This window comes from Streptomyces sp. NPDC026092 (assembly GCF_040638605.1).
GTDB lineage: Bacteria > Actinomycetota > Actinomycetes > Streptomycetales > Streptomycetaceae > Streptomyces.
Window position 1 is genome coordinate 398,936 of the sequence record NZ_JBEZYN010000002.1, and the last position, 24,957, is coordinate 423,892.

A 24,957-nucleotide genomic window follows, 5' to 3' on the forward strand; every position below is an offset into this window, starting at 1 on the left:
AGCGAACTGATACCGAATTCACCCGATGGGGTGTGGGCCGAACACCCGTCGGTGATCAGTGCGCGTAGAAGCCCTGCCCGCTCTTGCGGCCGATGTCACCGGCGTCCACCATCCGGCGCATCAGCTCCGGGGGCGCGAACTTCTCGTCCTGCGTCTCCGTGTAGATGTTGGAGGTGGCGTTGACGAGGATGTCGATGCCGGTGAGGTCCGCGGTGGCGAGCGGCCCCATGGCGTGACCGAAGCCCAGCTTGCAGGCGATGTCGATGTCCTCGGCGGAGGCGACGCCCGACTCGTGGAGCTTGGCGGCCTCGACGACGAGCGCGGAGATGAGGCGGGTGGTGACGAAGCCGGCGACGTCGCGGTTGACGACGATGCAGGTCTTGCCGACCGACTCGGCGAACTCCCGCGCGGCGGCGAGGGTGGCGTCGCTGGTCTTGTAGCCGCGGACGAGCTCGCAGAGCTGCATCATCGGGACCGGCGAGAAGAAGTGGGTGCCGACGACGGCCTCCGGCCGCTCCGTGACCGCGGCGATCTTGGTGATCGGGATCGCGGAGGTGTTGGAGGCGAGGACCGCGCCGTCCTTGGCGATCTTGTCGAGGGAGCGGAAGATCTCGTGCTTGACCTCGAGCTTCTCGAAGACGGCCTCCACGACGACGTCGGCGTCGGCCACCGCCTCGAGTTCGGTGGTGGCGGTGATCCGGCCGAGGGCGGCCTCGGCGTCCTCCGCGGTCAGCTTGCCCTTGGCGACGAAGCGGTCGTACGACGCCTTGATGCCGTCGGTGCCGCGGGTCAGCGCGGCGTCGGTGACGTCACGCAGCACGACGTCCCAGCCCGCCTGGGCCGAGACCTGCGCGATTCCCGACCCCATGAGACCGGCTCCGATGACAGCGAGCTTCCTGGCCACGTCTTCCACCCCTCAACGCCTGTTCCTGTCTGGCTCTCCCGGCGGAGATTAGCGGTCGGGGAGCGCGAAGTGACCGTGAAGTAACGCGCGTCACGCCCGGTTTGACGGACGTCACACTCACGACAGGCCGGCTACCCCCGTACGGCGTACGTGAGGACGCGTTCGCTCAGCAGCTCCTCGATCTCGTCGAGGAGGACGAGGGCCTCGCGGGAGACCTTGGTCGCCTTGCCGCCGGCGGACATCTCGCGGGTGATGTAGCCGACGACGGTGTTCTCGATCCACGCGAGCTGACCGCCGACGAGCAGGGGCAGCGGGTCGTCGTCGGCCGCGCCGGTCTCCTCGCGCAGGGTGGCGACGACGGCGTCGTGGACCTGCTGCTGAAGGTAGAAGAGCCGGGCCTTGAGGGTGGGGGCGTGGTCGATGACGTTCATGAAGGCGTCGAAGCCGTCCATGAGTCCGTACGCGGGTGAGACGGCGCCGATCTGCTGGCGCATCTCGCGCAGGACGGCGTCGGCAGCGGACTCGCCCTTGTCGCGGCCGCGGATCATCCGGGCGACGCGGAGGGTGACGCCTTCCATGCGGTCGAGGAAGAGGTCCTCCTTGGCGGGGAAGTAGTTGTACACCGTGTTGACGGAGACGTCCGCGGCCTCCGCGATCTCCGCGATGGTCACGGTCACGAAGCCGTGCTCCAGGAAGAGTCCGGTCGCGATGTCGGAGATCCGCTGCTTCGTCTGGCGCTTCTTGCGCTCCCTCAGCCCCTCAGCCATGGCGTCATTCTAGGTCGGCCTGAAATTTTGGGGACGTTGCAAAATTTCAGGGACTCTGTTTTTGTAGTCACCATGCCCATCATCAGTACGGCCGGGCTCGCCCGGACCTTCGAGACCAAGAACGGCCCCGTGGAGGCGGTCCGCGGGATCGACCTCACCGTCCGGCGCGGCGAGATCCTCGGCCTCCTCGGCCCCAACGGCGCGGGCAAGACCACGACCCTGCGCATGCTCACCACGCTGCTCCCGCCCACCGGCGGCGCCGCCACCATCGCCGGCCACGACCTGCTCACCGACCCGGCGTCCGTACGGAGCCGGATCGGGTACGTCGCCCAGTCCGGCGGGGTCGACCCGCAGGAGACCGTGCGCTCCGAACTCGTCATGCAGGGCCGCCTCTACCGGCTCTCCAAGGCGGACGCCGTCGCCCGCGCCGCGGAGCTGGCGGAGGAACTCGGCCTCACCGAGGTCCTCGACCGCTCCCCCGCCGCGCTCTCGGGTGGCCAGCGCCGCCGCCTCGACATCGCACTCGGCCTCGCCCACCGCCCCGACGTGCTCTTCCTCGACGAGCCGACGACCGGGCTCGACCCCGGCAGCCGCGCCGACCTGTGGGCCCTGGTGCGCCGGCTGCGCGACGAGCACGGCACGACCGTGGTGCTCACCACGCACTACCTCGACGAGGCCGACGCCCTCTCCGACCGGCTGGTCGTCGTCGACAAGGGCGTCGTCATCGCCGAGGGCACCCCCGCCGGCCTCAAGGCCGAGCACGGGGCGACCACCCTCCAGGACGCCTTCCTCGCCCTCACCGGGCGCGGCCCGGCCCCCGTCGACCCGGCCCCCGTGGCCGTCTAGGACCCAGGACTCCCCTTGCTGCTCCACGACACCGCGCTCGTCTTCGGGCGCTACGCCCGCCAGACCCTGCGCTCGAAGTTCCAGATCTTCTTCGGCGCCCTGATGCCGCTGCTGTACCTGCTCTTCTTCGGACCGCTGCTCAGCGATCTGCCGCTCGGCCGCGAGGGCGACTCCTGGCAGATCCTCGTCCCCGGCCTGCTGCTCCAACTCGGCCTGTTCGGCGCCTCGTTCGCCGGGTTCTCGCTCATCATGGAGAAGAACTGGGGCGTGGTGGAGCGGATGCGCGTCACCCCGGTCAGCCGGCTCGCGCTGCTCCTCGGCCGGCTCCTGCGCGACGCCTCGCTCTTCGTCTTCCAGGCCGTGCTGCTGGTCCTCACCGCGCTGGTGATGGGGCTGCGCGCCCCGCTCTTCGGGGTCCTCGTCGGCTTCGTCTTCGTCGCCCTGCTGACCTTCTCCCTCGCCTCGCTCTCGTACGCGCTGGCGATGAAGGTGAACACGCCGACGGAGTTCGGCCCGACGGTCAACGCGCTCACGCTGCCTGCGATGCTGCTGTCCGGGCTCATGCTGCCGATGGCGCTCGCGCCGACCTGGCTGAACGTGCTCTCGCACCTCATGCCGTTCCGCTATCTGGTGGACGCGGTACGGGACGTGTACGTCGGGCAGTACGCGACGGCGACCGTGCTGTACGGCGTCCTGGTGGCCGTCGGGTTCACGCTGGTCTCCGTGACGGTGGGCACACGGACCTTCCTGCGGGCCGGAGCGTAACTACGCTGGACCCATGGTCAATCTGACGCGCATCTACACCCGTACCGGCGACCAGGGCACCACCGCCCTGGGCGACATGAGCCGGACCGCCAAGACCGATCTGCGGATCTCGGCGTACGCCGACGCCAACGAGGCCAATGCCGTCGTCGGTACGGCCATCGCCCTCGGGCAGCTGGACGAGGAGGTCGTGACGGTCCTCGTCCGGGTCCAGAACGACCTGTTCGACGTGGGCGCGGACCTCTCGACGCCGGTGGTCGAGGACCCGAAGTACCCGCCGCTGCGGGTCGAGCAGTCCTACGTCGACAAGCTGGAGGCGGACTGCGACCGCTTCCTGGAGCGGCTCGACAAGCTGCGCTCCTTCATCCTGCCGGGCGGCACTCCCGGTGCGGCCCTGCTGCACCAGGCGTGCACGGTGGTCCGCCGCGCGGAGCGCTCCACCTGGGCGGCCATCGAGGTCCACGGCGAGACCATGAACCCCCTGACGGCGACCTACCTCAACCGTCTGTCGGACCTGCTCTTCATTCTGGCCCGGACGGCGAACAAGGACGTCGGCGACGTGCTCTGGGTCCCGGGCGGGGACCGCTAGACGCGGTCCCGGTCCCGGCTGGGCAGGGAGGTCTCCGGCTCCTCCTTCGGAGCCTTCCTCGGCCAGATCGCGTAGCTCAGCGCGATCAGACCGTGGATGCCGGCCGCCCGCCAGGCGACGCCGATCCAGCCCTTCAGCGACTGCGTGTCGCCCGCGTCGCCGACGTACCAGATCGCCAGCAGGAGCAGTCCGGACGCGACCGCCGCCGCCGTCACCGAGCCCAGCCAGACCTTGCCCTCGTGGCGGGCGCGCGCCATGCCGTACTGGGGCGGCTTCACCGGCGGCGGCCCGCCGCCGAGGCGGTGGGCGGCGTGGCCGTCGAGCCACTTCACGGTGCGGTGGCCGTGGCCGACGGTGTAGCCGATGTAGACGGCGGCGAGCCCGTGGCGCCAGCTCGGCTCGGCCCCGTTCTCGAGGTCGATCGCGGTGACGGCGAGCAGCAGGACTTCCAGGAGCGGCTCGCACAGCAGCAGCGCGAGACCCGCCCGGGGCATCTTCAGCAGATAGCGGGTGGCGAGACCGGCGGCGAGCAGGACCCAGAACCCGACCTCGCAGATCACGATCAGCGTGACGATCACGGCGGTTCTCCTTTTCGTACGTCCCTCTCAGCGTCGCCCGGCTCCGGGCGCGGATCGTCGTCGCCAGTGACGAAGTGCGACTACATCCTTCGACGGAGGGGCGGATCGGCCCGGACGCCGAGGCCCGGGGTCCGCCCGCCGTGTTGGATGGGAACGTGAGATTCCCCCGACCGAACCGCATCGATCTGCTCATCGCCTTCGGCGGCCTCGCCATCGGCCTGTTGATGTGGTCCTTCGGACTGCACACCCAGACGGACCGGCTGATCACCGCGCGGTGGGCGACCCTGATCCCGCTCGTCGTCATGGCCTCGATGGCGACCCTGCGCCGCTCGCTGCCGCAGACCGCGCTGATCGTCGGCACGGTCGCGCTCGTGGCGGACCAGTTCACCTACGGCACCCTCGTCACCGCGCTGATGTTCACGGACCTGGTCTACGCGGCCGTCGTGTACGGGCCGCCCTCCGCGGCCCGGCGCGTCCCGTACACGACCGGGCTGATCACGATCGGGGTGACGATCGGCTTCCTCGTCTGGTGGCAGAACGCGGCCGCCCTGGCGGTCGGCCTGATCACCGGCATGGTGTCGTTCCTGCCCGCCGTCACCGGAGCCGTCGTCCGCAACCACCGCCAGGCCGCCGAGGCCGCCCGCCTCCGGGCGGAACAGACCGCGCTGCTCGCCGAGATGGACCGCAGTCAGGCCGTGGTGGCCGAGCGGGCCCGGATGGCGCGGGAGCTGCACGACATGGTGGCCAACCACCTCTCGGCGATCGCGATCCACTCCACGGCCGCGTTGTCGCTCGACGATCCGGGGACCACCCGGCAGGCGCTGACCGTGATCCGGGAGAACAGCGTGGAGGGCCTCGCGGAGATGCGACGGCTGATCGGGCTGCTCCGGGACAGCAGCGGGGACGTGGAGCCCGCGGCCGCGCCCACCCTGGGCGGCCTGGACGCGCTGGTGGCCCAGGCAGCGGTGAACGGGCGGAGCAGCGGGCTGACGTTCACGATCGACGACTCCCGGCCCCAGGACGACGAGACGCCGCCGGCCCCGGTCGGGCTCGCCGCGTACCGGATCGTGCAGGAGTCGCTGACGAACGCCCTCAAGCACGCGGCGCCGGGCGAGGTACGGGTGGAGCTCGGCCGCCGCCCGGACGGCGCCCTCACGGTGGGCGTGACCAGTGCGCTCGGCGGGCAGCCGGGGCCGCGCGCGCCCGGCTCGGGGGCGGGTCTGGTGGGGATGAAGGAGCGGGTGGCGCTGCTCGACGGGGAGTTCGAGGCCGGGCCGGTGACGGACGGCACCGGCCGGAAAGAATGGCGGGTGCGGGCAGTCCTGCCCGTCGGGACGAACGACAAGGAGCCGACGGCATGGTACGGGTGATCGTGGCCGAGGATCAGAGCGCGGTCCGGGCGGGACTCGTCCTGATCCTGGGCAGCGCGCCGGACATCGAGGTCGTCGGGGAGGCGGCGGACGGCGAGCGCGCGGTGGAACTGGCGCGCGAGCTGCGGCCCGACCTGGTCCTGATGGACGTGCAGATGCCCCGGATGGACGGGGTGACGGCGACCCGGCACGTCGTGTCCGAGGGGCTCGCCGACGTGCTCGTGCTGACCACCTTCGACCTGGACGAGTACGTCTTCGGGGCCCTGCGGGCGGGGGCCGCGGGCTTCCTGTTGAAGAACACCGAGGCGAAGGACCTGATCGAGGCGGTACGGACGGTGGCGCGCGGCGAGGGCCTGATCGCCCCCGCGGTGACCCGGCGGCTGATCGCCGAGTTCGCGTCCCCGCGCGGCCCGGAACGCACACCGGGCGGTGCGGACCCCTCCGTACTGGACGCGCTGACGCCCCGGGAGCGGGAGGTGCTCGGGGCGCTTGCGCAGGGGTTGTCGAACGCGGAGATCGCGACGCGCCTGGACATGGCGGAGGCGACGGTCAAGACCCACGTCTCCAAGGTGCTGGGGAAACTGGAGGTACGGAGCAGGGCTCAAGCGGCTGTTCTTGCACGGGAGTTGGGTGTCTGAACCACCCATTGCCAACGTTGGTCTGGACCTCTTGACGATTGGTCCAGACCTTCCTACGCTCGCGGAGCGCGCACCTTCACGGACCACCCCCATCTCTCGTTCGTCCGTCCGCAACTTGAGGAGCACCGTTGAGCACTCAAGCACCGACGCGCAGAACAGGGTTCAGACACCGGGCCGCCGCCGGACTGACCGCCCTGATCCTGCCCCTGGCCGCCATGGTCGGCCTCGCAGCACCCGCAGAGGCCGCGGCCGCGGCCACCGCCACGTACACCAAGGTCCAGGACTGGGGCACCGGCTTCGAGGGCAAGTGGACGGTGAAGAACACCGGAGACACCACGCTCTCCTCCTGGCAGGTCGAGTGGGACTACCCCGCCGGCACCGCCGTCACCTCCGCCTGGGACGCCACCGTCACCAGCTCCGGCACCCACTGGACCGCCAAGAACGTCGGCTGGAACGGCACCCTCGCCCCCGGCGCCTCCATCTCCTTCGGCTTCAACGGCACGGGCTCCGGCGCCCCGAGCGGCTGCAAGGTCAACGGCGGCTCCTGCGACGGGACCACCCAGCCCGGCGACAACGCGCCCTCCGCCCCCGGCACCCCGGTCGCCTCGGACATCACCAACACCTCGGTCAAGCTGACCTGGACCGCGGCGACCGACGACAAGGGCATCAAGAACTACGACGTCAAGCGCGACGGCACCACCGTCGCCACGGTCACCGGACTCACGTACACCAACACCGGTCTGACCGCGGGCACCAACTACAGCTACACGGTCGTCGCCCGCGACACCATCGACCAGACCGGCCCGGCCAGCGGCGCGGCGAACGTCCGCACCACGGGCGGCGGCGACCCGCCGGTCGGCAACACGGTGAAGCTCGGCTACTTCACCAACTGGGGCGTCTACGGCCGGAACTACCACGTCAAGAACATCGCGACGTCGGGCTCCGCGTCCAAGATCACCCACATCAACTACGCCTTCGGCAACGTCCAGGGCGGCCGGTGCACCATCGGTGACGCCTACGCCGACTACGACAAGGCCTACACCGCCGACCAGTCCGTCGACGGCAAGGCCGACACCTGGGACCAGCCGCTGCGCGGCAACTTCAACCAGCTGCGCAAGCTGAAGGCCCAGTACCCGCACATCAAGGTGCTGTGGTCGTTCGGCGGCTGGACCTGGTCCGGCGGCTTCGGCCAGGCCGTGCAGAACCCGACCGCCTTCGCGCAGTCCTGCTACGACCTGGTGGAGGACCCGCGCTGGGCCGATGTCTTCGACGGCATCGACCTGGACTGGGAGTACCCGAACGCCTGCGGTCTCAGCTGCGACACCAGCGGCCCGGCCTCCTTCAAGAACATGATGCAGGCCATGCGCGCCAAGTTCGGCACCGGCAACCTGGTCACGGCGGCCGTCACGGCCGACGCCTCCTCCGGCGGCAAGATCGACGCCGCCGACTACGCGGGCGCCGCGCAGTACATGAACTGGTTCAACGTGATGACGTACGACTTCTTCGGCGCCTGGGCAGCGCAGGGCCCGACGGCCCCGCACTCCCCGCTCACCTCGTACGCCGGCATCCCGCAGGCGGGCTTCAACTCCGCCGAGGCAATCGCCAAGTTCAAGGCGAAGGGCGTCCCGGCCAACAAGCTGCTGCTCGGCATCGGCTTCTACGGCCGCGGCTGGACCGGCGTCACCCAGTCCGCCCCGGGCGGCTCGGCGACGGGTGCGGCACCCGGCACGTACGAGGCGGGCATCGAGGACTACAAGGTCCTGAAGAACTCCTGCCCGGCCAACGGCACGGTCGCGGGTACGGCGTACGCGCACTGCGGATCCAACTGGTGGAGCTACGACACCCCGGCCACGGTGACGTCCAAGATGAGCTGGGCGAAGAACCAGGGTCTGGGCGGCGCGTTCTTCTGGGAGTTCAGCGGCGACACCAGCAACGGCGAGCTGGTCGGCGCCATCAACAACGGGCTGAACTAGCGGTCTGAGTCGGCCCACGAAGAACGCGGCGGGGACGGTGCAGCACACCGTCCCCGCCGTCGTATTTCCTACGTCACGCCACGTTGACCCGCCCCCAGACTTCGTCCGGGGGACCCCCATCCAGCGAGGGCCGATCAGGCCACATTCACTCGCTGCCCTGGGGGCGCCGCCTCGAGCCACGCGAGGAAGCCGGTGAGAGCGTCCTCGCTCATCGCCAGCTCCAGTCGGACCCCCCGGTGCATACAGCCCTGGATCACGGCGTCGGAGAGGAGCGCGAGCTCCTCCTCGCCCTCCGGCATCCGGCGCTCGAGGACCTCGATGGCCGAGCGCTCCAGGACGCGGCGGGGGCGGGGAGCGTACGAGAAGACCCGGAACCAGGCGATCTCGTCACCGCTGTAGCGGGCGACGCCGTACACCCAGCCCTTGCCGGACGGGTCCGGCTCCTCGGGCACGTTCCAGCGCAGGGAACAGTCGAAGGTGCCGCCGGCACGCTGGATCAGCCTGCGCCGCAAGCCGAAGACGAAGAGCCCGATCACCACCAGTGCGACGACCAGGCCGCTCAGGAGCAGAGCGAGGAACATCTTCACCGACCTCCTCGCTGCGTCCCGTGACCGGCTTCGCCGGCGTAACCGAATACAACCTGCATCTGCATCGCCTCAGCCGCGACACGGTCTGGATAATTCCAGCCGTGCCGCGGCTGAGGGCACAACTCTCGGCGCGGTCCGCTAGCGAACCGCTACCGCGCGCAACCGGACGTCGGCGCGACGCTCGGCGCCGGCGTCCGAATCCGACTTGGCGCGCTCCAGCGCACGCTCGGCGCGCTGGGCGTCGATCTCGTCCGCCAGTTCGGCGATCTCCGCGAGCAGAGACAGCTTGTCGTCGGCGAACGAGATGAATCCACCGTGGACGGCGGCGACGACGGTCGCGCCCTCACTGGTACGGATGGTCACCGGGCCCGACTCCAGCACACCGAGCAGCGGCTGGTGGCCGGGCATGACGCCGATGTCGCCGGAGGTGGTACGCGCGATGACCAGGGTGGCCTCGCCGGACCAGACACTCCGGTCCGCGGCGACCAGCTCGACGTGCAGCTCAGCAGCCAAGGGTGGCTCCTCGGGTCACCACCCGGCGGTACTGCCGGGTGTTGGGGTCAATTCTAATGGGCGTGGAGAGAGGGGCGGGACCGGCCCGCGCGGGGCGACCCGCCCCTCTCATGAGCACGGGGCTCAGGAGACGCCGAGCTCCTTGGCGTTCTTCTTGAGGTCCTCGAGACCACCACACATGAAGAAGGCCTGCTCCGGGAAGTGGTCGTACTCACCGTCGCAGATCGCGTTGAACGCGGCGATCGACTCGTCGAGCGGAACGTCCGAACCGTCCACACCGGTGAACTGCTTCGCCGCGTGGGTGTTCTGGGACAGGAAGCGCTCGACACGGCGGGCGCGGTGGACAACGAGCTTGTCCTCCTCGCTCAGCTCGTCGATACCGAGAATCGCGATGATGTCCTGGAGGTCCTTGTACTTCTGCAGGATTCCCTTGACGCGCGTGGCGGCGTCGTAGTGGTCCTGCGCGATGTAGCGCGGGTCCAGGATCCGGGACGTGGAGTCCAGCGGGTCCACGGCCGGGTAGATGCCCTTCTCGGAGATCGGACGGGAGAGAACCGTCGTCGCGTCGAGGTGGGCGAAGGTGGTGGCCGGGGCCGGGTCGGTCAGGTCGTCCGCGGGGACGTAGATCGCCTGCATCGAGGTGATCGAGTGACCACGGGTCGACGTGATGCGCTCCTGGAGGAGACCCATCTCGTCGGCCAGGTTCGGCTGGTAACCCACCGCGGAGGGCATACGGCCGAGCAGCGTGGAGACCTCGGAACCGGCCTGGGTGAAGCGGAAGATGTTGTCGATGAAGAACAGCACGTCCTGCTTCTGCACATCGCGGAAGTACTCCGCCATGGTCAGACCGGCCAGCGCGACACGGAGACGCGTGCCCGGGGGCTCGTCCATCTGGCCGAAGACCAGCGCGGTCTTGTCCAGAACGCCGGCCTCTTCCATCTCGACCATGAGGTCGTTGCCCTCACGGGTGCGCTCGCCGACGCCCGCGAAGACCGAAACACCGTCGTGCAGCTTGGCCACACGGACGATCATTTCCTGGATAAGAACGGTCTTGCCGACACCGGCGCCACCGAACAGACCGATCTTTCCACCCTTGACGTACGGGGTGAGAAGGTCGACGACCTTCAGGCCGGTCTCGAACATCTCGGTCTTCGACTCGAGCTGGTCGAACGCCGGGGCCTTGCGGTGGATGGTCCACCGCGGGGCGTCGGCGACGGTGGAGGCGTCGTCGTTCAGCACCTGACCCAGCGTGTTGAACACGCGGCCCTTGGTGACGTCACCGACGGGCACCGTGATGCCGGCGCCGGTGTCCACCACGGGGGCCTGGCGGACCAGGCCGTCGGTGGGCTGCATGGAGATGGTGCGGACGAGGCCGTCACCGAGGTGCTGGGCGACCTCGAGGGTCAGCGTCTTGGTCGCGCCCTCCTCGGCCGGGTCCGGAACCTCGACGTTCAGCGCGTTGTAGATCTCCGGCATCGCGTCGACGGGGAACTCCACGTCGACGACCGGGCCGATGACCCGGGCGACGCGGCCCGTGGCGGCGGCCGTCTCAACAGTGGTCGTCATTACTTGTCACTCCCCGCGGTCGCGTCGGCCAGGGCTGCGGTGCCACCGACGATCTCGCTGATTTCCTGGGTGATTTCGGCCTGGCGGGCCGCGTTGGCAAGTCGGGAGAGGTTGTTGATCAAGTCTCCCGCGTTGTCGGTCGCCGACTTCATCGCGCGGCGCGTGGCGGCGTGCTTGGAGGCAGCCGACTGGAGCAGCGCGTTGTAGATACGGCTCTCGACGTAGCGCGGCAGAAGGGCGTCGAGGACGTCCTCCGCCGACGGCTCGAAGTCGTACAGCGGACGGAGCGTGTCCTGCTCGCCCGCCTCCTTCGCCACCTCGTCGAGGCTGAGGGGCAGCAGCCGGGCCTCGACCGCCGTCTGCGTCATCATCGAGACGAACTCGGTGTAGACGATGTGGAGCTCGTCCACACCACCCTCGGCCGTGTCCTTCTCGATCGCCTCGATCAGCGGAGCCGCGATCTTCTTGGCGTCCGCGTACTCCGGCTGATCCGTGAAACCGGTCCACGAGTCGGCCAGCTTGCGCTCACGGAAGTTGAAGTGCGCGATGCCACGACGGCCGACGACATAGATGTCGACCTCGCGTCCCTCGCTCTCCAGCTTCTTCGTGAGCCGCTCCGCCGCCTTGATCGCGTTGGAGTTGAAGGCGCCGGCCAGACCGCGGTCGCTCGACAGGAGCAGGACCGCGGCGCGGGTCGGGTTCTCCACCTCGGTGGTCAGCGAGTGCTTGTCGTTCGCACCCGTGGCGACCGCGGTGACCGCGCGGGTCAGCTCGATCGCGTACGGGGTCGACGCCTGCACCTTGCGCTGCGCCTTGACGACGCGCGAGGCGGCGATCATCTCCATCGCCTTGGTGATCTTCTTCGTCGCGGTGACGGATTTGATGCGACGCTTGTAGACCCGGAGCTGCGCTCCCATGAGTCAGGTCCCTTCCGTCGTCACTTCGAGACGTTGACGGCAGCGGAAGCGTCGTCGCCCAGCAGCTTCCCGTCAGAGGTCTCGAACTGCTTCTTGAACTCCGAGATGGCGTCGGCCACGGACTGCAGGGTGTCGTCCGACATCTTGCCGCCCTCACGGATGGAGCTCATGAGACCGGAGTGGCTCTGGCGCAGGTACGCCAGCATCTCGGCCTCGAAGCGGCGGATGTCGGCCACCGGGACGTCGTCCATCTTGCCGGTGGTACCGGCCCAGACCGAGACGACCTGGTTCTCCGTGGGCATCGGCTGGTACTGAGCCTGCTTGAGCAGCTCGACCATGCGCTGACCACGCTCCAGCTGCGCCTTCGACGCGGCGTCCAGGTCGGAACCGAAGGCGGCGAACGCCTCCAGCTCACGGAACTGGGCCAGGTCCACACGGAGGCGACCGGAGATCTGCTTCATCGCCTTGTGCTGGGCGGAGCCACCGACACGCGAGACCGAGATACCGACGTTCAGGGCCGGACGCTGGCCGGCGTTGAACAGGTCGGACTCCAGGAAGCACTGGCCGTCGGTGATGGAGATGACGTTGGTCGGGATGAACGCCGAGACGTCGTTGGCCTTGGTCTCGACGATCGGCAGACCGGTCATCGAGCCCGCGCCCATCTCGTCCGAGAGCTTCGCGCAGCGCTCGAGGAGGCGGGAGTGCAGGTAGAAGACGTCACCCGGGTAGGCCTCACGGCCCGGCGGGCGGCGCAGCAGCAGCGACACGGCGCGGTAGGCGTCGGCCTGCTTCGACAGGTCGTCGAAGACGATCAGGACGTGCTTGCCCTGGTACATCCAGTGCTGACCGATGGCGGAGCCGGTGTACGGCGCCAGGTACTTGAAGCCGGCCGGGTCGGACGCCGGGGCGGCGACGATCGTCGTGTACTCGAGCGCACCGGCCTCCTCCAGCGCGCCGCGCACGGACGCGATGGTGGAGCCCTTCTGGCCGACGGCGACGTAGATGCAGCGGACCTGCTTGTTCACGTCGCCCGAGCGCCAGTTGTCACGCTGGTTGATGATCGTGTCGACGCACAGCGCGGTCTTGCCGGTCTGACGGTCGCCGATGATCAGCTGACGCTGGCCGCGGCCGACCGGGGTCATCGCGTCGACGGCCTTGTAGCCGGTCTCCATCGGCTCGTGGACCGACTTGCGCTGCATGACGCCGGGCGCCTGCAGCTCGAGGGCGCGGCGGCCCTCCGTCGCGATCTCGCCGAGGCCGTCGATCGGGTTGCCGAGCGGGTCGACAACGCGGCCGAGGTAGCCCTCGCCGACACCGACCGAGAGAACCTCACCGGTGCGCTGCACCGGCTGGCCCTCCTCGATGCCGCTGAACTCGCCGAGGACGATCGCACCGATCTCGCGCTCCTCGAGGTTGAGGGCGAGACCGAGGGTGCCGTCCTCGAACTTCAGCAGCTCGTTCGCCATGGCCGAGGGAAGACCCTCCACCTTGGCGATGCCGTCGCCGGCCAGGCTGACCGTTCCGACCTCCTCGCGCGAGGCCGCGTCCGGCTGGTACGACTGGACGAAGTTCTCCAGCGCGTCCCGGATCTCCTCCGGCCGGATCGTGAGCTCCGCCATCTGGGTTCCCTGCTCTCCTTGTTGGGCCCGAAGTTTTCTTGGGGGTCTGGGGGCCGACCCCCAGGAATCTTCTGCGATGTGCACGGCCCAACCGGGCCGCTGATCATGCTTTTTGTGTGGTGGCAGCTGTCGTCAGCCGGCCAGTCGCCGGGACGCCTCGTCGAGGCGCTCCGCGATGGTCCCGTTGATGACCTCGTCGCCGACCTGCACCGAGATCCCGCCGAGGACCGAGGGGTCCACGTCCAGGTTCAGGTGCATCTGGCGGCCGTACAGCTTGGCCAGAACGGCACCGAGGCGCTGCTTCTGCTGGTCGGACAGCGGCACCGCCGTGGTGACGACGGCGACCATCCGGTCCCGGCGCGCCGCGGCGAGCTTGGAGAGGGACTCCAGTCCCGATTCCAGGCTACGTCCCCGGGGCTGGGTGACGAGACGGATGATCAGGCGCTCGGTGACCACGTTGGCCTTGCCGCCGAGCAGGCTGCGCAGCAGCTCGCTCTTGGCGGCCGTCGTGGCGGCCTTGTCCGTCAGCGCCGAGCGGAGCTCGGTGCTGGAGGAGACGATCCGGCCGAACCGGAACAGCTCGTCCTCGACGTCGTCCAGTGCGCCGGCCTGCTGCGCCGCGGTGAGGTCGGCGGTGTTCGCCAGCTCCTCGGCGGAGTCGACCAGGTCGCGCGACTGCGACCAGCGGGACCGCACCATGCCCGAGACCAGGTCGACGGTCTCGCCGCCCACCTGACCGCCGAGCAGTCGCCCGGCGAGCTCGGCCTTGGCCTCGCCCGCCTGCGCCGGGTCGGTCAGGACCCGACGCAGCGAGACCTCGCGGTCGAGCAGCGCGGTGACGGAGGCCAGCTCGCCCGCGAGCTTCGCCGCGTCGACCGAGGTGTTGTCGGTCAGCGCGTCGAGGGACTCACGTGCGGCGGCCAGTGCCTCACGGCTCGCTCCGTTCATCGGACGGCCTCGGCCTTCTCCTCGAGCTCATCGAGGAAGCGGTCGATCGTGCGGCTCTGGCGGGCGTGGTCCTCGAGGGACTCGCCGACCAGCTTGCCGGCCAGGTCGGTGGCGAGCTTGCCCACGTCCTGGCGCAGCGAGGTCGCCGCGGCCTTGCGGTCGGCCTCGATCTGCGTGTGACCGGCCGCGATGATCTCCTCGCGCTGGCGCTGGCCTTCCGCCTTCATCTCCTGGATGATCGCGGTGCCCTGCTCCGTCGCCTCCTGGCGAAGACGCGCGGCCTCGTGGCGGGCCTCGGCGAGCTGGGCCTTGTACTGCTCCAGCACACTCTGGGCCTCGATCTGGGCCGCATCGGCCGCCTCGATGCCACCTTCGATGGCCGCCCGACGCTCGTCCAGAACCTTGTTGATGTTCGGGAGGAGCTTCTTGGCGAGAAAACCGAAGACGATGACGAAAGCGATCAGGCCGATGACGAGCTCGTCAAGATGCGGGATCAGAGGAGGCTGGGGCTCCTCCGCCGCCGCAAGAAGCAGAGCGTTCACATCAGTGCCTTCCGTAAAAAGGTGTGGGCTGTCGGTCCGGCTTACTGGTAGACGAAGCCCATGACGATGCCGATGAGGGCGAGCGCCTCACAGAAGGCGAAGCCCATGATCTGGTTGGTGCGGATCAGACCGGCGGCCTCGGGCTGGCGGGCGAGGGCCTGCGTACCGTTACCGAAGATGATGCCGACGCCGACGCCGGGGCCGATCGCGGCGAGGCCGTAACCGATCGAGGCGACGTTGCCGACGACGTTGGTCTTGGCGCTGCCACCTTCGGCGGCGAGGTTGATCATGTCGAGAGCAGCGGACATGCCGTTACTTCCTTCTCTTTCAATGACCCGATGGGGGTTGGCCACCGGACGACTGATGGATTGGGGGGTGCAGCTGAGCCCCTTGCGGGACGGGTGTCACTCAGTGGTGCTCGGCGAGCGCGCCCTGGATGTAGCTGCAGGCCAGGAGGACGAAGACGTACGCCTGGACGGCCTGGATGAAGAGCTCGAAGGCCGTCATCACGAGGACCATCACGAACGAGGCGCCGGCGTAGACGAAGCCCAGGCCGTTCATGAGGTACCAGGTGGCCAGCGAGAACATCACGATCAGCAGGTGACCGGCGAACATGTTCGCGAACAGTCGGACCGCGTGCGTGAAGGGCCGGATGATCAGGTTCGAGAAGAACTCGAGGACGACGACCATCGGGAGGATCGCACCGAGGGACTTGTCGTAGCCGACGATGTTCTTCCAGCCGCCGACGAAGCCGTGCTTCTTGAACGTCAGCGAGATCCACATGACGTACACGATCAGCGCGAGACCGGCCGGGAAGGCGATCAGCGAGGTGACCGGGAACTGGGCGAGCGGAATGATCGACCAGAGGTTCATGATCCAGACGAAGAAGAACAACGACACCATGAAGGGGACGTACTTCTCGCCGTCCTTCTTGCCGATGATCTCGTAGACGATGCCGCGGCGGACGAAGTCGTATCCGGCCTCGCCGACCATCTGCATCTTGCCGGGGATCAGCTTGGGCTTGTTGAAGGCGGCCCAGAAGAACCCGACGACCACGATGGAGCCGAGGACGGCGAGCAGCATCGGCTTGGTGATCTCGATGCCGCCCACCGTGGCGATGGGCTCGTACATGAACGTGTGCAGGCCCGGCGCCGGGAAGCCGCATCCACTGAAGATGTGGCAATCCGGGTCGAAGGCAAGCGTCTGGTCAGCACTCACCGCGGGCTCCTTCAGCGTGGCGCATAGGTACGGCAACCTCGTTGTGTCGGCGCGGCACGCAGCCGCGGGTCGGCACTGGACTGGTCTTACGGATAAGGGGGCGGCGGTTCGGCGTCGAGCCTCGCGCTGGGACAGGCGTCAGCTCGGATGCCCGCGCCCGCAGTGCCGCAGTTGGCACCGGACGATAGCAGGAAGCCGAACGCGCCTTTATCCCGGCCCTACCCCTCACTGCGACGACCCCTGCTTCTTGGGGTCGTCGATGTACATGATCTTGGCCTTCATGTACGCACGCGCCTGCGCGGCGATCCAGACGAGGGTCGACGCGAGCAGCGTGAAGGCGAAGGCCTTGAAGTCGAAGAACGTCGTGTTCTTGAGCATCAGCATCAGCACGAAGAGCAGCAGCAGCTGGGTCGTGTAGAGCAGGAGACCCATCGCCTGGAACAGGTGCGGGTACGACTTGGCCGTCCGCTGGAGCACGACGAGACCGATCCCCATGAAGGCGATCACGACCGCGCAGCCGATCACGGCGCCGATCGCGCCCTTTCCGCCGGCGACCACGCCGCTGATGACCGCGGCGATGGCGCCGGTGGCTGCAGCGGGAATGGCAGCTGACAGAAGGATGCGTGCGTCGCTGGACGGCATGGCGGTGTCTCCGCTGTTACTGGTGGGGGCGATGGTGTCGTCAGGGACGAGCGTAAGCCCGGTCCGAGGTGTGTCTCGGGGCCAACGGACCGTCGCACTACGGTCTTTCGGCGCTGTCGCCGGGTCTCGTGAACCGTATCACAAACTATTTGAATAGGTCTTTACCCTCAAGGTGTGCTGACTGTCACACATGAGAGTTACTGCGCGCGTGTGTGCAGGACACGAGGTGGTCTTGTCTGGTATTGCGAGCCGATGCGGCTTTCGTCAACTCGGCGTTCCGGCCTTCCGCCGGTCGGTGAAGCGCGAACGGTGGCCGATGGCGGTGGCTCCGTTGACCCCCGCCGGCACGGGGACGCGCTCCTCGACCGGCTCGGCGGGATCGGAGGGTCCGCCCACCGAGGCTGCGGCAGAGGCGGAGGTCCCCGGCAGGACGGTCTTCCGGCGGCGGTAGCGCGGCGGGACGAAGGACTCCGCCCAGCGGGGCGCCCGCGGCGTGAAGCGCGGCAGGAGGAGCAGCACCAGACCGATCGCGCTGAGGAAGACCACGACGAGCACGATCCACATCGACGTCGAGTGCACCGAGTACGCCAGCGTCCCGAACGCGATCAGCGCCGACCAGAAGTACATGATCAGGACGGCCCGGCTGTGCGAGTGCCCGATCTCCAGGAGCCGGTGGTGCAGGTGCCCGCGGTCCGCCGCGAACGGCGACTGGCCGTTCCAGGTGCGACGCAGGATCGCCAGGACCAGGTCCGCCATCGGGATCGCGATGATCGTCAGCGGCAGCAGCAGCGGGATGAAGACCGGCAGCGCGGCGTGGGTGGCCTCACGCCCCGAGCCCTCGAAGATCTTCAGCACGTCCGCGTCGACCTGGCCGGTGATCGAGATGGCCGAGGCGGCCAGGATCAGACCGATCAGCATCGAGCCGGAGTCGCCCATGAAGATTCTCGCCGGATGCATGTTGTGCGGCAGGAACCCCAGGCACATGCCCATGAGGATGGCGGCGAACAGCGTCGCGGGGGAAGCGGCCTCGATGCCGTAGCCGTACCAGAGCCGGTACGCGTACAGGAAGAACGCGGCGGCCGCGATGCAGACCATGCCGGCGGCGAGGCCGTCCAGGCCGTCGACGAAGTTGACCGCGTTGATGGTGAGGACCACGAGCGCCACGGTCAGCAGCGTGCCCTGGCCCTTGGTGAGCGCGACCACGCCGACACCGGGGATCGGCAGCCACAGGATCGTCAGACCCTGGATCACCATCACACCGGCCGAGATCATCTGCGCGCCCAGCTTGATCAGCGCGTCCAGCTCGAACTTGTCGTCCAGGACACCGATCAGCCAGATCAGCGCGGCGCCCGAGAGCAGCGCGCGGGGCTCGTTGGAGAGCTCGAAGACGCTGTTGAGGTTCTGCAGATGGTCCGCGACCAGGAGGCCCGTGCACAGGCCGAAGAACATGGCGATGCCACCGAGCCGCGGAGTCGGTTCTCGGTGTACGTCGCGGGCACGGATCTCCGGCATCGCCCCGGTCGCGATGGCGAACTTCCGCACCGGACCGGTCAGCAGATAGGTCACCGCGGCCGTGACACAGAGCGTCAGCAGGTAATCACGCACGGGCTGCCCCACAGGAATCGCTGGCCATCTCAGCCCCACACCCTAGCCGTGCTGTCCATGTGCTTGAGGACATACGGGCCGCCCGGATGGTTGCGGTCCGGCTTCTTCAGCGGCCGTACGGGGGAAATCGCCCGGCAAGATCACGTACTTCCGTGCGTACCCGGGCCGTCTCCTCGACGTCATCCCGTAGGGCGATCGTGAAGAGCGCGGCGATCCGCGCCATCTCCGCGGGACCCATCCCCTGGGTGGTCACGGCGGCGGTGCCGAGCCGGATGCCGCGCCCGTCCCCGTACGGCAGGGCGCAGGTGTCCAGGACGATCCCGGCGGCCGCGAGCCGGGTCCGCGCCGTGCGGCCGTCGATGCCGAGAGGAGCCGGATCGGCGGTGATCAGGTGGGTGTCGGTGCCGCCCGTGGTGACGGCGAAGCCCTCGGCGGCGAGCGCGTCGGCGAGGACCCGGGCGTGCGCGACCACCCGATGGGCGTACGTGCTGAAGGCCGGCGTCGCCGCCTCGCCGAACGCGACGGCCTTGGCGGCGATCGTGTGCATCTGGGCGCCGCCCTGGGTGAACGGGAAGACCGCCCGGTCGACGCGGCCCGCGAGGTCCGCGCCGCAGAGGATCATCCCGCCGCGCGGTCCGCGCAGCACCTTGTGCGTGGTGGCGCAGACCACATCGGCGTACGGGACGGGGTTCGGGGCCGCTCCCCCGGCGACGAGGCCGATGGGGTGCGCGGCGTCGGCGATCAGATAGGCGCCCACCTCGTCGGCGATCTCGCGGAAGACCGCGTAGTCGAGGTGGCGGGGGTAGGAGATCGAGCCGCAGACGATCGCCTTCGGGCGGTGGTGCCGGGCGAGGGCGGCGACCTGCTCGTAGTCGACGAGTCCGGTCTCGGCGTCGACGCCGTACGGCACGAAGTCGAACCAGCGGCCGGAGAAGTTGGCGGGCGAGCCGTGCGTGAGGTGGCCGCCGTGGGCGAGGCCCATGGCCAGGACGGTGTCCCCGGGCCGCAGGAGCGCCGCGTACGCGGCCAGGACGGCCGAGGAACCGGAATGGGCCTGCACGTTCGCGTGCTCGGCTCCGAAGAGCGCGGTGGCCCGCTCCACGGCGATCCGTTCGGCGGCGTCGGCGAACTCGCAGCCGCCGTGGTGGCGGGCGCCGGGATAGCCCTCGGCGTACTTGTTGGCGAGCGGGGAGCCGAGCGCGGCCAGGACGGCGGACGAGGTGAAGTTCTCGGCGGCGATCAGCTGCAGGCTGTCGCTCTGCCGGCGCGCCTCGCCGAGCAGCACGTCGGCGATCTCCGGGTCCTGCCGGCGCAGGACGTCGAGTTCCGATTCGGGTGGAGCGGTGACCGGCATCTGTGGCTCCCGGCGCGAGGGGCGGGCCTTCAGCTCCAATGTAGGCGCGCGGGAAGCGGTTTGCCTGATGTTCATCCGCGCCCTGAGCCGTCTGGCCGTAGGGCGCTCCGCCCTCAACGGCGCGCGGGGACTCCCGTCAGGGCCGTCACGACGGGGTCGAGGGCTGTGTTGATCTCCTCGCCGATCGAGCGGAAGAACGTGATGGGGGCGCCGTACGGGTCGTTGACCTCGTCGGCCTCCGCGTTGGGGGCCAGGAGCCACCCGCGTAGAGCCGCCGCGGCGCGGACCAGCGCACGCGCGCGTTCCACCATGCCCTCGCCCAGCGGGTCCGGCAGCGTCGCGGGGTCTATGGCCCGCACGAGCCGGGTGAACTCCTTCAAGGTGAAGGTGCGCAGGCCCGCCGAGTGGCCCATCGAGATGACCTGCGCCCGGTGGTCGCGGGTCGCCGTCAGGACCAGGTCCGCGCGGATGACGTGCTCGTCGAGGAGCTCGCGGCCGACGAAGCCGCTGTAGTCCGCGCCGAAGTCGGCGAGGACCAGCTCCGCGTTGGCCTCCATCGGGGCGCCCTCGTGCCCCCAGGTGCCCGCGCTCTCCACGATCAGGCCGCCGCCCCGGGGGTCGCCCAGGCGGTCGCTCAGGGCATGGCGAGTCAGCCGCTCGGTGATCGGCGAGCGGCAGACGTTGCCGGTGCTGACGTGGAGGATGCGGAAGGAACTGCTCTCGTGCCCCGCTATGCCACGCCCCTCAGGGGCGGTCAATTGGCCACCTCGAGGTCGGGTACGACCTTCCGGAGCTCCTCCGGGGAGAGCGCGCCCTCACGCAGCAGGACCGGCACCTTGCCGGTGACGTCCACGATCGAGGACGGCACGATGCCGGGCGTCGGGCCGCCGTCGAGGTACACGGAGACGGAGTCGCCGAGCATGCCCTGGGCCGCGTCGCAGTCCTCCGGCGACGGGTGGCCGGTCAGGTTGGCGGAGGAGACCGCCATCGGGCCGACCTCGGTCAGCAGCTCGATCGCGACCGGGTGCAGCGGCATCCGGATCGCCACCGTGCCCCGGGTGTCCCCGAGGTCCCACTGGAGCGAGGGCTGGTGCTTGGCGACGAGCGTGAGCGCGCCCGGCCAGAAGGCGTCGACGAGCTCCCAGGCCTGCTCGGAGAAGTCCGTGACGAGCCCGTGCAGCGTGTTCGGGGAGCCGATGAGGACGGGCGTGGGCATGTTGCGGCCCCGGCCCTTGGCGTCGAGCAGGTCCGCGACCGCCTCCGCGCTGAAGGCGTCCGCACCGATCCCGTAGACGGTGTCGGTGGGCAGCACGACCAGCTCGCCGCGGCGCACGGCGGACGCGGCCTCGCGCAGACCGGTCACACGGTCGGTCGCCTCGTTGCAGTCGTATCGCCGAGCCATCAGCGGGCCTCCTCGTACACAGGGTTGGTCAGGGCAGCGGCGCGGATCACGGCATCGCCTTGCGGGCGGTCGCGAAGCGCGGTCGTTTGTTCAGGTCCGGGTGGTCGGCGGCGTCCGACCACCCGGCCTCCTCGTTGAAGATCCACGGCACCTGACCGCCCTGGGTGTCCGCGTGCTCGATCACGACGAGGCCGCCCGGGCGCAGGAGGCGGTGCGCGGTGCGCTCGATGCCACGGATGGTGTCGAGGCCGTCCTCGCCGGAGAAGAGCGCCATCTCCGGGTCGTGGTCGCGTGCCTCGGGCGCGACGTACTCCCACTCGGTCAGCGGGATGTACGGCGGGTTGGAGATGACCAGGTCGACCTGGCCGTCGAGCTCCGGGAGCGCGGTCAGCGCGTCGCCCTGGTGGACGGTGACCCGCGAGCCCTCCGCGTTCTTGCGGGTCCACACCAGCGCGTCGTCGGAGAGCTCGACCGCGTGCACGCGCGAGCGCGGCACCTCCTGCGCCATGGCGAGCGCGATCGCGCCCGAGCCGGTGCACAGGTCGACGATCAGCGGCTCGACGACGTCCATGGCCCGTACGGCGTCTATGGCCCAGCCGACCACGGACTCCGTCTCGGGCCGGGGCACGAAGACGCCGGGACCGACCTGGAGCTCCAGGTAGCGGAAGAACGCCCGCCCGGTGATGTGCTGGAGCGGCTCGCGGGCCTCGCGGCGGGCCACCGCCTCCCAGTAGCGGGCGTCGAAGTCCGCGTCCTTGACGTTGTGCAGCTCCCCCCGCTTGACGCCGTGCACGAACGCGGCGAGCTCCTCCGCGTCGAAACGCGGCGAGGGAACGCCGGCGTCGGCCAGCCGCTGGGTGGCCTGGGCCACCTCGGCAAGCAGCAGGTTCACGCTGGTCCTCCGTGGTACGGGGTGGGGCTACGGGGAACTTACGCCGCGGCGAGCTTGGCCGCCGAGTCGGCGTCGACACAGGCCTGGATCATCGCGTCCAGGTCGCCGTCGAGCACCTGGTCCAAGTTGTACGCCTTGAATCCGACGCGGTGGTCCGAGATCCGGTTTTCCGGGAAGTTGTACGTCCGGATCTTCTCGGACCGGTCGACGGTACGGACCTGGCTGCGACGGGCGTCGGCGGCCTTGGACTCGGCCTCCTCCTGCGCGGCGGCGAGCAGCCTGGACCGCAGGATACGCATCGCCTGCTCCTTGTTCTGGAGCTGGCTCTTCTCGTTCTGGCAGGAGGCGACGATGCCGGTCGGCAGGTGCGTGATGCGGACCGCGGAGTCGGTCGTGTTGACGGACTGGCCGCCGGGGCCCGAGGACCGGTACACGTCGATACGGAGGTCGTTGGCGTGGATCTCGACGTCGATCTCCTCGGCCTCGGGCGTCACGAGGACACCGGCGGCGGAGGTGTGGATCCGGCCGGCCGACTCGGTGGCGGGCACGCGCTGCACGCGGTGCACCCCGCCCTCGTACTTCAGCCGCGCCCAGACGCCCTGACCGGGCTCGGTCGCGCCGTTGCCGCCCTTGGTCTTCACGGCGACCTGGACGTCCTTGTAGCCGCCGAGCTCGGACTCGGTGGAGTCGATGATCTCGGTCTTCCAGCCGACCCGCTCGGCGTAGCGCAGGTACATCCGGAGCAGGTCGCCGGCGAACAGGGCGGACTCGTCGCCGCCCGCGCCGGCCTTGATCTCCAGGATGACGTCCTTGTCGTCGCTGGGGTCGCGCGGGACGAGCAGCAGCCGCAGCTTGTCGGTCAGCTCCTCGCGCTGCTTCTCCAGCTCCTTGACCTCGGCCGCGAAGTCGGGGTCGTCGTGCATCAGCTCGCGGGCGGTCTCGATGTCGTCACCGTTCTGCTTCCACGAACGGTAGACGGCGACGATCGGGGTCAGCTCGGCGTAACGCTTGTTCAGCTTGCGCGCGTTGGCCTGGTCCGAGTGGACCGAAGGGTCAGCGAGCTTCTTCTCGAGATCGGCGTGCTCGCCGATCAGTTCCTCGACCGCCTCGAACATCGATGGCTCCTGGTTTTCGTACGAAAGGACTGCGGGGACGGCAAAGCGCCGGTCCGGTGCTCCCGGCGGGAGCGACCAAGGACCGGCGCAGTGACGTGCTACTTCTTGGCCGCAGCCTTGCCGAAGCGGGCCTCGAAGCGGGCGACGCGGCCGCCGGTGTCGAGGATCTTCTGCTTGCCCGTGTAGAACGGGTGGCACTCGGAGCAGACCTCGGCACGGATGGTGCCCTCGGTCAGGGTGCTACGGGTGGTGAACGACGCGCCACAGGTGCAGCTGACCTGGGTCTCGACGTACTCGGGGTGGATCTCGCGCTTCAAGGTGTCTCCTAGTTTCGGGAGGGCGCCCGGGTCGCTGTGCGGGATGCACCTGCGTGAACCGGGGCCGACGTACCAGTCTGCCAGGACCGGCCGTATCTCCCAAAACCGGGTCCTGGGTGAAACTATTCCGGAACTGTTCCGGGCTGTTTCACCAGGCCGTCGGCCTTGCCCGTGGCGGTGTCCTTGGTCGCCGACGCGGGGATGGGCTTGTCGGCCTTGAGCGCCTGCCAGACCTGCCGGGACTGGGCTTCCAGGGGGATGACCCGGTTCAGGTCGGCGGGGTCGTACTCGACCGGCATGGTGACCATGTGGACGTCGTCGGCGCCGAGCCCGGCGAGCCCCTGGGCGAAGCCCATCAGCTCGTTGACCGAGTCGAGCTCGGAGTTGGGGGTGATGGCCTTGGTCGCGGTGTCGGCGATGTCGAGGAGCTTCTTCGGGTTCGAGAAGACACCGACGTCCTTGACCTGGTCGATGAAGGCCTTCATGAAGGCCTGCTGGAGCTGGATGCGGCCGAGGTCGCTGCCGTCGCCGACGCTCTTGCGGGTACGGACCAGGCCGAGGGACTGCTCGCCGTTCAGGGTGTGCGTGCCCGGGGCGAGGTTCAGGTGGCTCTTGGAGTCCTTGATGGCCTCGGTGGTGGTGATCTCGACGCCGCCGAGCTTGTCGATCAGCTTCTTGAAGCCGGTGAAGTCGACCTCGATGTAGTGGTCCATGCGGATGCCGGACATCGACTCGACGGTCTTCACGGCGCAGGCGGGCCCGCCGACCTCGTACGCGGTGTTGAACATGGCCCGCTTGGAGCCGGCGACGCGGGTGCCCCGCTCGTCGACGCACGCGGGGCGGTCGATCAGGGTGTCGCGGGGGATGGAGACGACGCTGGCCTTCTTGTGGCCCTCGTAGACGTGCACGACCATCGCCGTGTCGGAGCGGGCGCCGCCCTCGTCCTTGCCGTACGCGCCGTTGTCGCCGGAGCGGGAGTCGGAGCCGAGGACCAGGATGTCCATGGAGCCGTTGTCGACGTTCTTGGGGCGGTCGGTGCCGAGCTTGGCGTTGATGTCGACGCCCTGGAGGTTGCCGTCGAGCTTGAAGTACACGTATCCGAGTCCGGAGCCGCCGACCACGACGATCGCGGCGGCGCTCCAGGCGGCGACGGTCAGCGCGCGGCGGCCCTTGGCGGGCTGCTTGCGACGCCGGCCGTTGGGCCGTATTCGGCCGCTTTTGCTCTGCTCGGTCATTTCCTACCTCAGGTCCTAGTTTCACCTTCTGTGACGGACATGCGCCCGGAAGGGTTGC

The 24,957-nt window shown here is 69.2% G+C and carries 27 protein-coding genes; 6 read left to right on the forward strand and 21 right to left on the reverse strand.

Annotation, left to right across the window (positions count from 1 at the left end):
* Positions 1-55: 55 nt before the first annotated feature.
* The gene (locus AB0F56_RS04415) at positions 56-904 is read right to left on the reverse strand and encodes a 3-hydroxyacyl-CoA dehydrogenase family protein (RefSeq protein WP_362003783.1); all 849 of its coding nucleotides are present in this window, start codon (positions 902-904) and stop codon (positions 56-58) included.
* Between the two features lie 131 nt (positions 905-1,035).
* Positions 1,036-1,671, reverse strand: coding sequence for a TetR/AcrR family transcriptional regulator (locus AB0F56_RS04420; protein ID WP_362003785.1), 636 nt, complete (start codon positions 1,669-1,671; stop codon positions 1,036-1,038).
* Between the two features lie 72 nt (positions 1,672-1,743).
* On the opposite strand from AB0F56_RS04420, the gene AB0F56_RS04425 reads away from it, so the two are divergent.
* From AB0F56_RS04425 to AB0F56_RS04435, 3 genes are read left to right on the forward strand one after another with little or no spacing between them, the layout of a single operon-like run.
* Positions 1,744-2,517 (forward strand): ATP-binding cassette domain-containing protein, encoded by a 774-nt coding sequence (locus tag AB0F56_RS04425; protein ID WP_362003787.1) that lies wholly within the window; start codon positions 1,744-1,746, stop codon positions 2,515-2,517.
* Between the two features lie 15 nt (positions 2,518-2,532).
* Positions 2,533-3,282, forward strand: coding sequence for an ABC transporter permease (locus AB0F56_RS04430; protein WP_362003789.1), 750 nt, complete (start codon positions 2,533-2,535; stop codon positions 3,280-3,282).
* A gap of 13 nt (positions 3,283-3,295) precedes the next feature.
* Positions 3,296-3,868, forward strand: coding sequence for a cob(I)yrinic acid a,c-diamide adenosyltransferase (locus AB0F56_RS04435; RefSeq protein WP_362003790.1), 573 nt, complete (start codon positions 3,296-3,298; stop codon positions 3,866-3,868).
* Here AB0F56_RS04435 and AB0F56_RS04440 read toward each other — a convergent pair.
* Positions 3,865-4,446, reverse strand: coding sequence for a hypothetical protein (locus AB0F56_RS04440; RefSeq protein WP_362003792.1), 582 nt, complete (start codon positions 4,444-4,446; stop codon positions 3,865-3,867). The two genes, AB0F56_RS04435 and AB0F56_RS04440, sit on opposite strands and share 4 nt — an antisense overlap.
* A gap of 155 nt (positions 4,447-4,601) precedes the next feature.
* Between AB0F56_RS04440 and AB0F56_RS04445 the strand changes: the two genes are divergently transcribed.
* The 3 genes from AB0F56_RS04445 (at position 4,602) to AB0F56_RS04455 (ending at position 8,427) form a co-directional block, all read left to right on the forward strand.
* Entirely contained in the window at positions 4,602-5,816 is a 1,215-nt protein-coding gene (locus tag AB0F56_RS04445; protein WP_362003793.1) for a histidine kinase, read from the forward strand.
* Positions 5,804-6,454 carry a response regulator transcription factor gene (locus AB0F56_RS04450; RefSeq protein ID WP_362003795.1) on the forward strand — a complete coding sequence of 217 codons (651 nt, stop codon included), beginning with the start codon at positions 5,804-5,806 and terminating at the stop codon, positions 6,452-6,454. Before AB0F56_RS04445 ends, AB0F56_RS04450 begins: the two co-directional genes overlap by 13 nt.
* A gap of 215 nt (positions 6,455-6,669) precedes the next feature.
* On the forward strand, positions 6,670-8,427 hold the full coding sequence (locus AB0F56_RS04455) for a glycoside hydrolase family 18 chitinase (protein WP_362004038.1): 1,758 nt from the start codon (positions 6,670-6,672) through the stop codon (positions 8,425-8,427).
* A 134-nt stretch (positions 8,428-8,561) separates the two neighbouring features.
* Here AB0F56_RS04455 and AB0F56_RS04460 read toward each other — a convergent pair whose 3' ends face one another.
* From AB0F56_RS04460 to AB0F56_RS04545, 18 genes are all read right to left on the reverse strand, one after another.
* Complete coding sequence (locus AB0F56_RS04460; RefSeq protein WP_362003797.1) at positions 8,562-9,008, reverse strand: DUF2550 domain-containing protein; 447 nt, start codon at positions 9,006-9,008, stop codon at positions 8,562-8,564.
* Positions 9,009-9,152: 144 nt separating this feature from the next.
* Positions 9,153-9,527, reverse strand: coding sequence for a F0F1 ATP synthase subunit epsilon (locus tag AB0F56_RS04465; RefSeq protein ID WP_362003799.1), 375 nt, complete (start codon positions 9,525-9,527; stop codon positions 9,153-9,155).
* Between the two features lie 123 nt (positions 9,528-9,650).
* Positions 9,651-11,093 (reverse strand): F0F1 ATP synthase subunit beta, encoded by a 1,443-nt coding sequence (gene atpD / locus AB0F56_RS04470; protein WP_362003800.1) that lies wholly within the window; start codon positions 11,091-11,093, stop codon positions 9,651-9,653.
* Positions 11,093-12,010 (reverse strand): F0F1 ATP synthase subunit gamma, encoded by a 918-nt coding sequence (locus AB0F56_RS04475; protein WP_362003802.1) that lies wholly within the window; start codon positions 12,008-12,010, stop codon positions 11,093-11,095. Before AB0F56_RS04475 ends, atpD begins: the two co-directional genes overlap by 1 nt.
* A 20-nt stretch (positions 12,011-12,030) precedes the next feature.
* The gene (gene atpA, locus AB0F56_RS04480) at positions 12,031-13,629 is read right to left on the reverse strand and encodes a F0F1 ATP synthase subunit alpha (RefSeq protein WP_362003804.1); all 1,599 of its coding nucleotides are present in this window, start codon (positions 13,627-13,629) and stop codon (positions 12,031-12,033) included.
* 132 nt (positions 13,630-13,761) lie between these two features.
* Positions 13,762-14,577 carry a F0F1 ATP synthase subunit delta gene (locus tag AB0F56_RS04485; RefSeq protein ID WP_362003805.1) on the reverse strand — a complete coding sequence of 272 codons (816 nt, stop codon included), beginning with the start codon at positions 14,575-14,577 and terminating at the stop codon, positions 13,762-13,764.
* Positions 14,574-15,119 carry a F0F1 ATP synthase subunit B gene (locus AB0F56_RS04490; RefSeq protein WP_362003807.1) on the reverse strand — a complete coding sequence of 182 codons (546 nt, stop codon included), beginning with the start codon at positions 15,117-15,119 and terminating at the stop codon, positions 14,574-14,576. The genes AB0F56_RS04485 and AB0F56_RS04490 overlap by 4 nt, the downstream gene beginning before the upstream one ends.
* Before the next feature lie 41 nt (positions 15,120-15,160).
* A complete protein-coding gene (atpE, locus tag AB0F56_RS04495; RefSeq protein ID WP_024761915.1) occupies positions 15,161-15,427 on the reverse strand; it encodes an ATP synthase F0 subunit C in 267 nt (88 codons plus the stop codon).
* A 100-nt stretch (positions 15,428-15,527) separates the two neighbouring features.
* Positions 15,528-16,337 carry a F0F1 ATP synthase subunit A gene (atpB, locus tag AB0F56_RS04500; RefSeq protein WP_362003809.1) on the reverse strand — a complete coding sequence of 270 codons (810 nt, stop codon included), beginning with the start codon at positions 16,335-16,337 and terminating at the stop codon, positions 15,528-15,530.
* 225 nt (positions 16,338-16,562) lie between these two features.
* Entirely contained in the window at positions 16,563-16,979 is a 417-nt protein-coding gene (locus AB0F56_RS04505) for a hypothetical protein (RefSeq protein ID WP_362003811.1), read from the reverse strand.
* A gap of 264 nt (positions 16,980-17,243) precedes the next feature.
* On the reverse strand, positions 17,244-18,584 hold the full coding sequence (locus AB0F56_RS04510) for an MraY family glycosyltransferase (RefSeq protein ID WP_362003813.1): 1,341 nt from the start codon (positions 18,582-18,584) through the stop codon (positions 17,244-17,246).
* A gap of 106 nt (positions 18,585-18,690) precedes the next feature.
* Positions 18,691-19,938: a serine hydroxymethyltransferase gene (glyA, locus tag AB0F56_RS04515; protein WP_362003815.1), complete on the reverse strand. Its 1,248-nt coding sequence runs from the start codon at positions 19,936-19,938 to the stop codon at positions 18,691-18,693.
* A 113-nt stretch (positions 19,939-20,051) separates the two neighbouring features.
* Positions 20,052-20,696, reverse strand: a complete 645-nt coding sequence (locus tag AB0F56_RS04520; RefSeq protein WP_362003817.1) for a protein-tyrosine-phosphatase — start codon at positions 20,694-20,696, stop codon at positions 20,052-20,054.
* Positions 20,693-21,340 (reverse strand): L-threonylcarbamoyladenylate synthase, encoded by a 648-nt coding sequence (locus tag AB0F56_RS04525; protein ID WP_362003819.1) that lies wholly within the window; start codon positions 21,338-21,340, stop codon positions 20,693-20,695. Before AB0F56_RS04525 ends, AB0F56_RS04520 begins: the two co-directional genes overlap by 4 nt.
* Positions 21,341-21,386: 46 nt before the next feature.
* The gene (gene prmC, locus AB0F56_RS04530; protein ID WP_362003821.1) at positions 21,387-22,232 is read right to left on the reverse strand and encodes a peptide chain release factor N(5)-glutamine methyltransferase; all 846 of its coding nucleotides are present in this window, start codon (positions 22,230-22,232) and stop codon (positions 21,387-21,389) included.
* Positions 22,233-22,270: 38 nt separating this feature from the next.
* On the reverse strand, positions 22,271-23,347 hold the full coding sequence (prfA, locus tag AB0F56_RS04535) for a peptide chain release factor 1 (RefSeq protein ID WP_362003823.1): 1,077 nt from the start codon (positions 23,345-23,347) through the stop codon (positions 22,271-22,273).
* 98 nt (positions 23,348-23,445) lie between these two features.
* Positions 23,446-23,664, reverse strand: a complete 219-nt coding sequence (gene rpmE, locus AB0F56_RS04540) for a 50S ribosomal protein L31 (protein ID WP_046909139.1) — start codon at positions 23,662-23,664, stop codon at positions 23,446-23,448.
* Between the two features lie 122 nt (positions 23,665-23,786).
* Positions 23,787-24,899 (reverse strand): LCP family protein, encoded by a 1,113-nt coding sequence (locus tag AB0F56_RS04545; RefSeq protein WP_362003825.1) that lies wholly within the window; start codon positions 24,897-24,899, stop codon positions 23,787-23,789.
* Between the last annotated feature and the right edge of the window lie 58 nt (positions 24,900-24,957).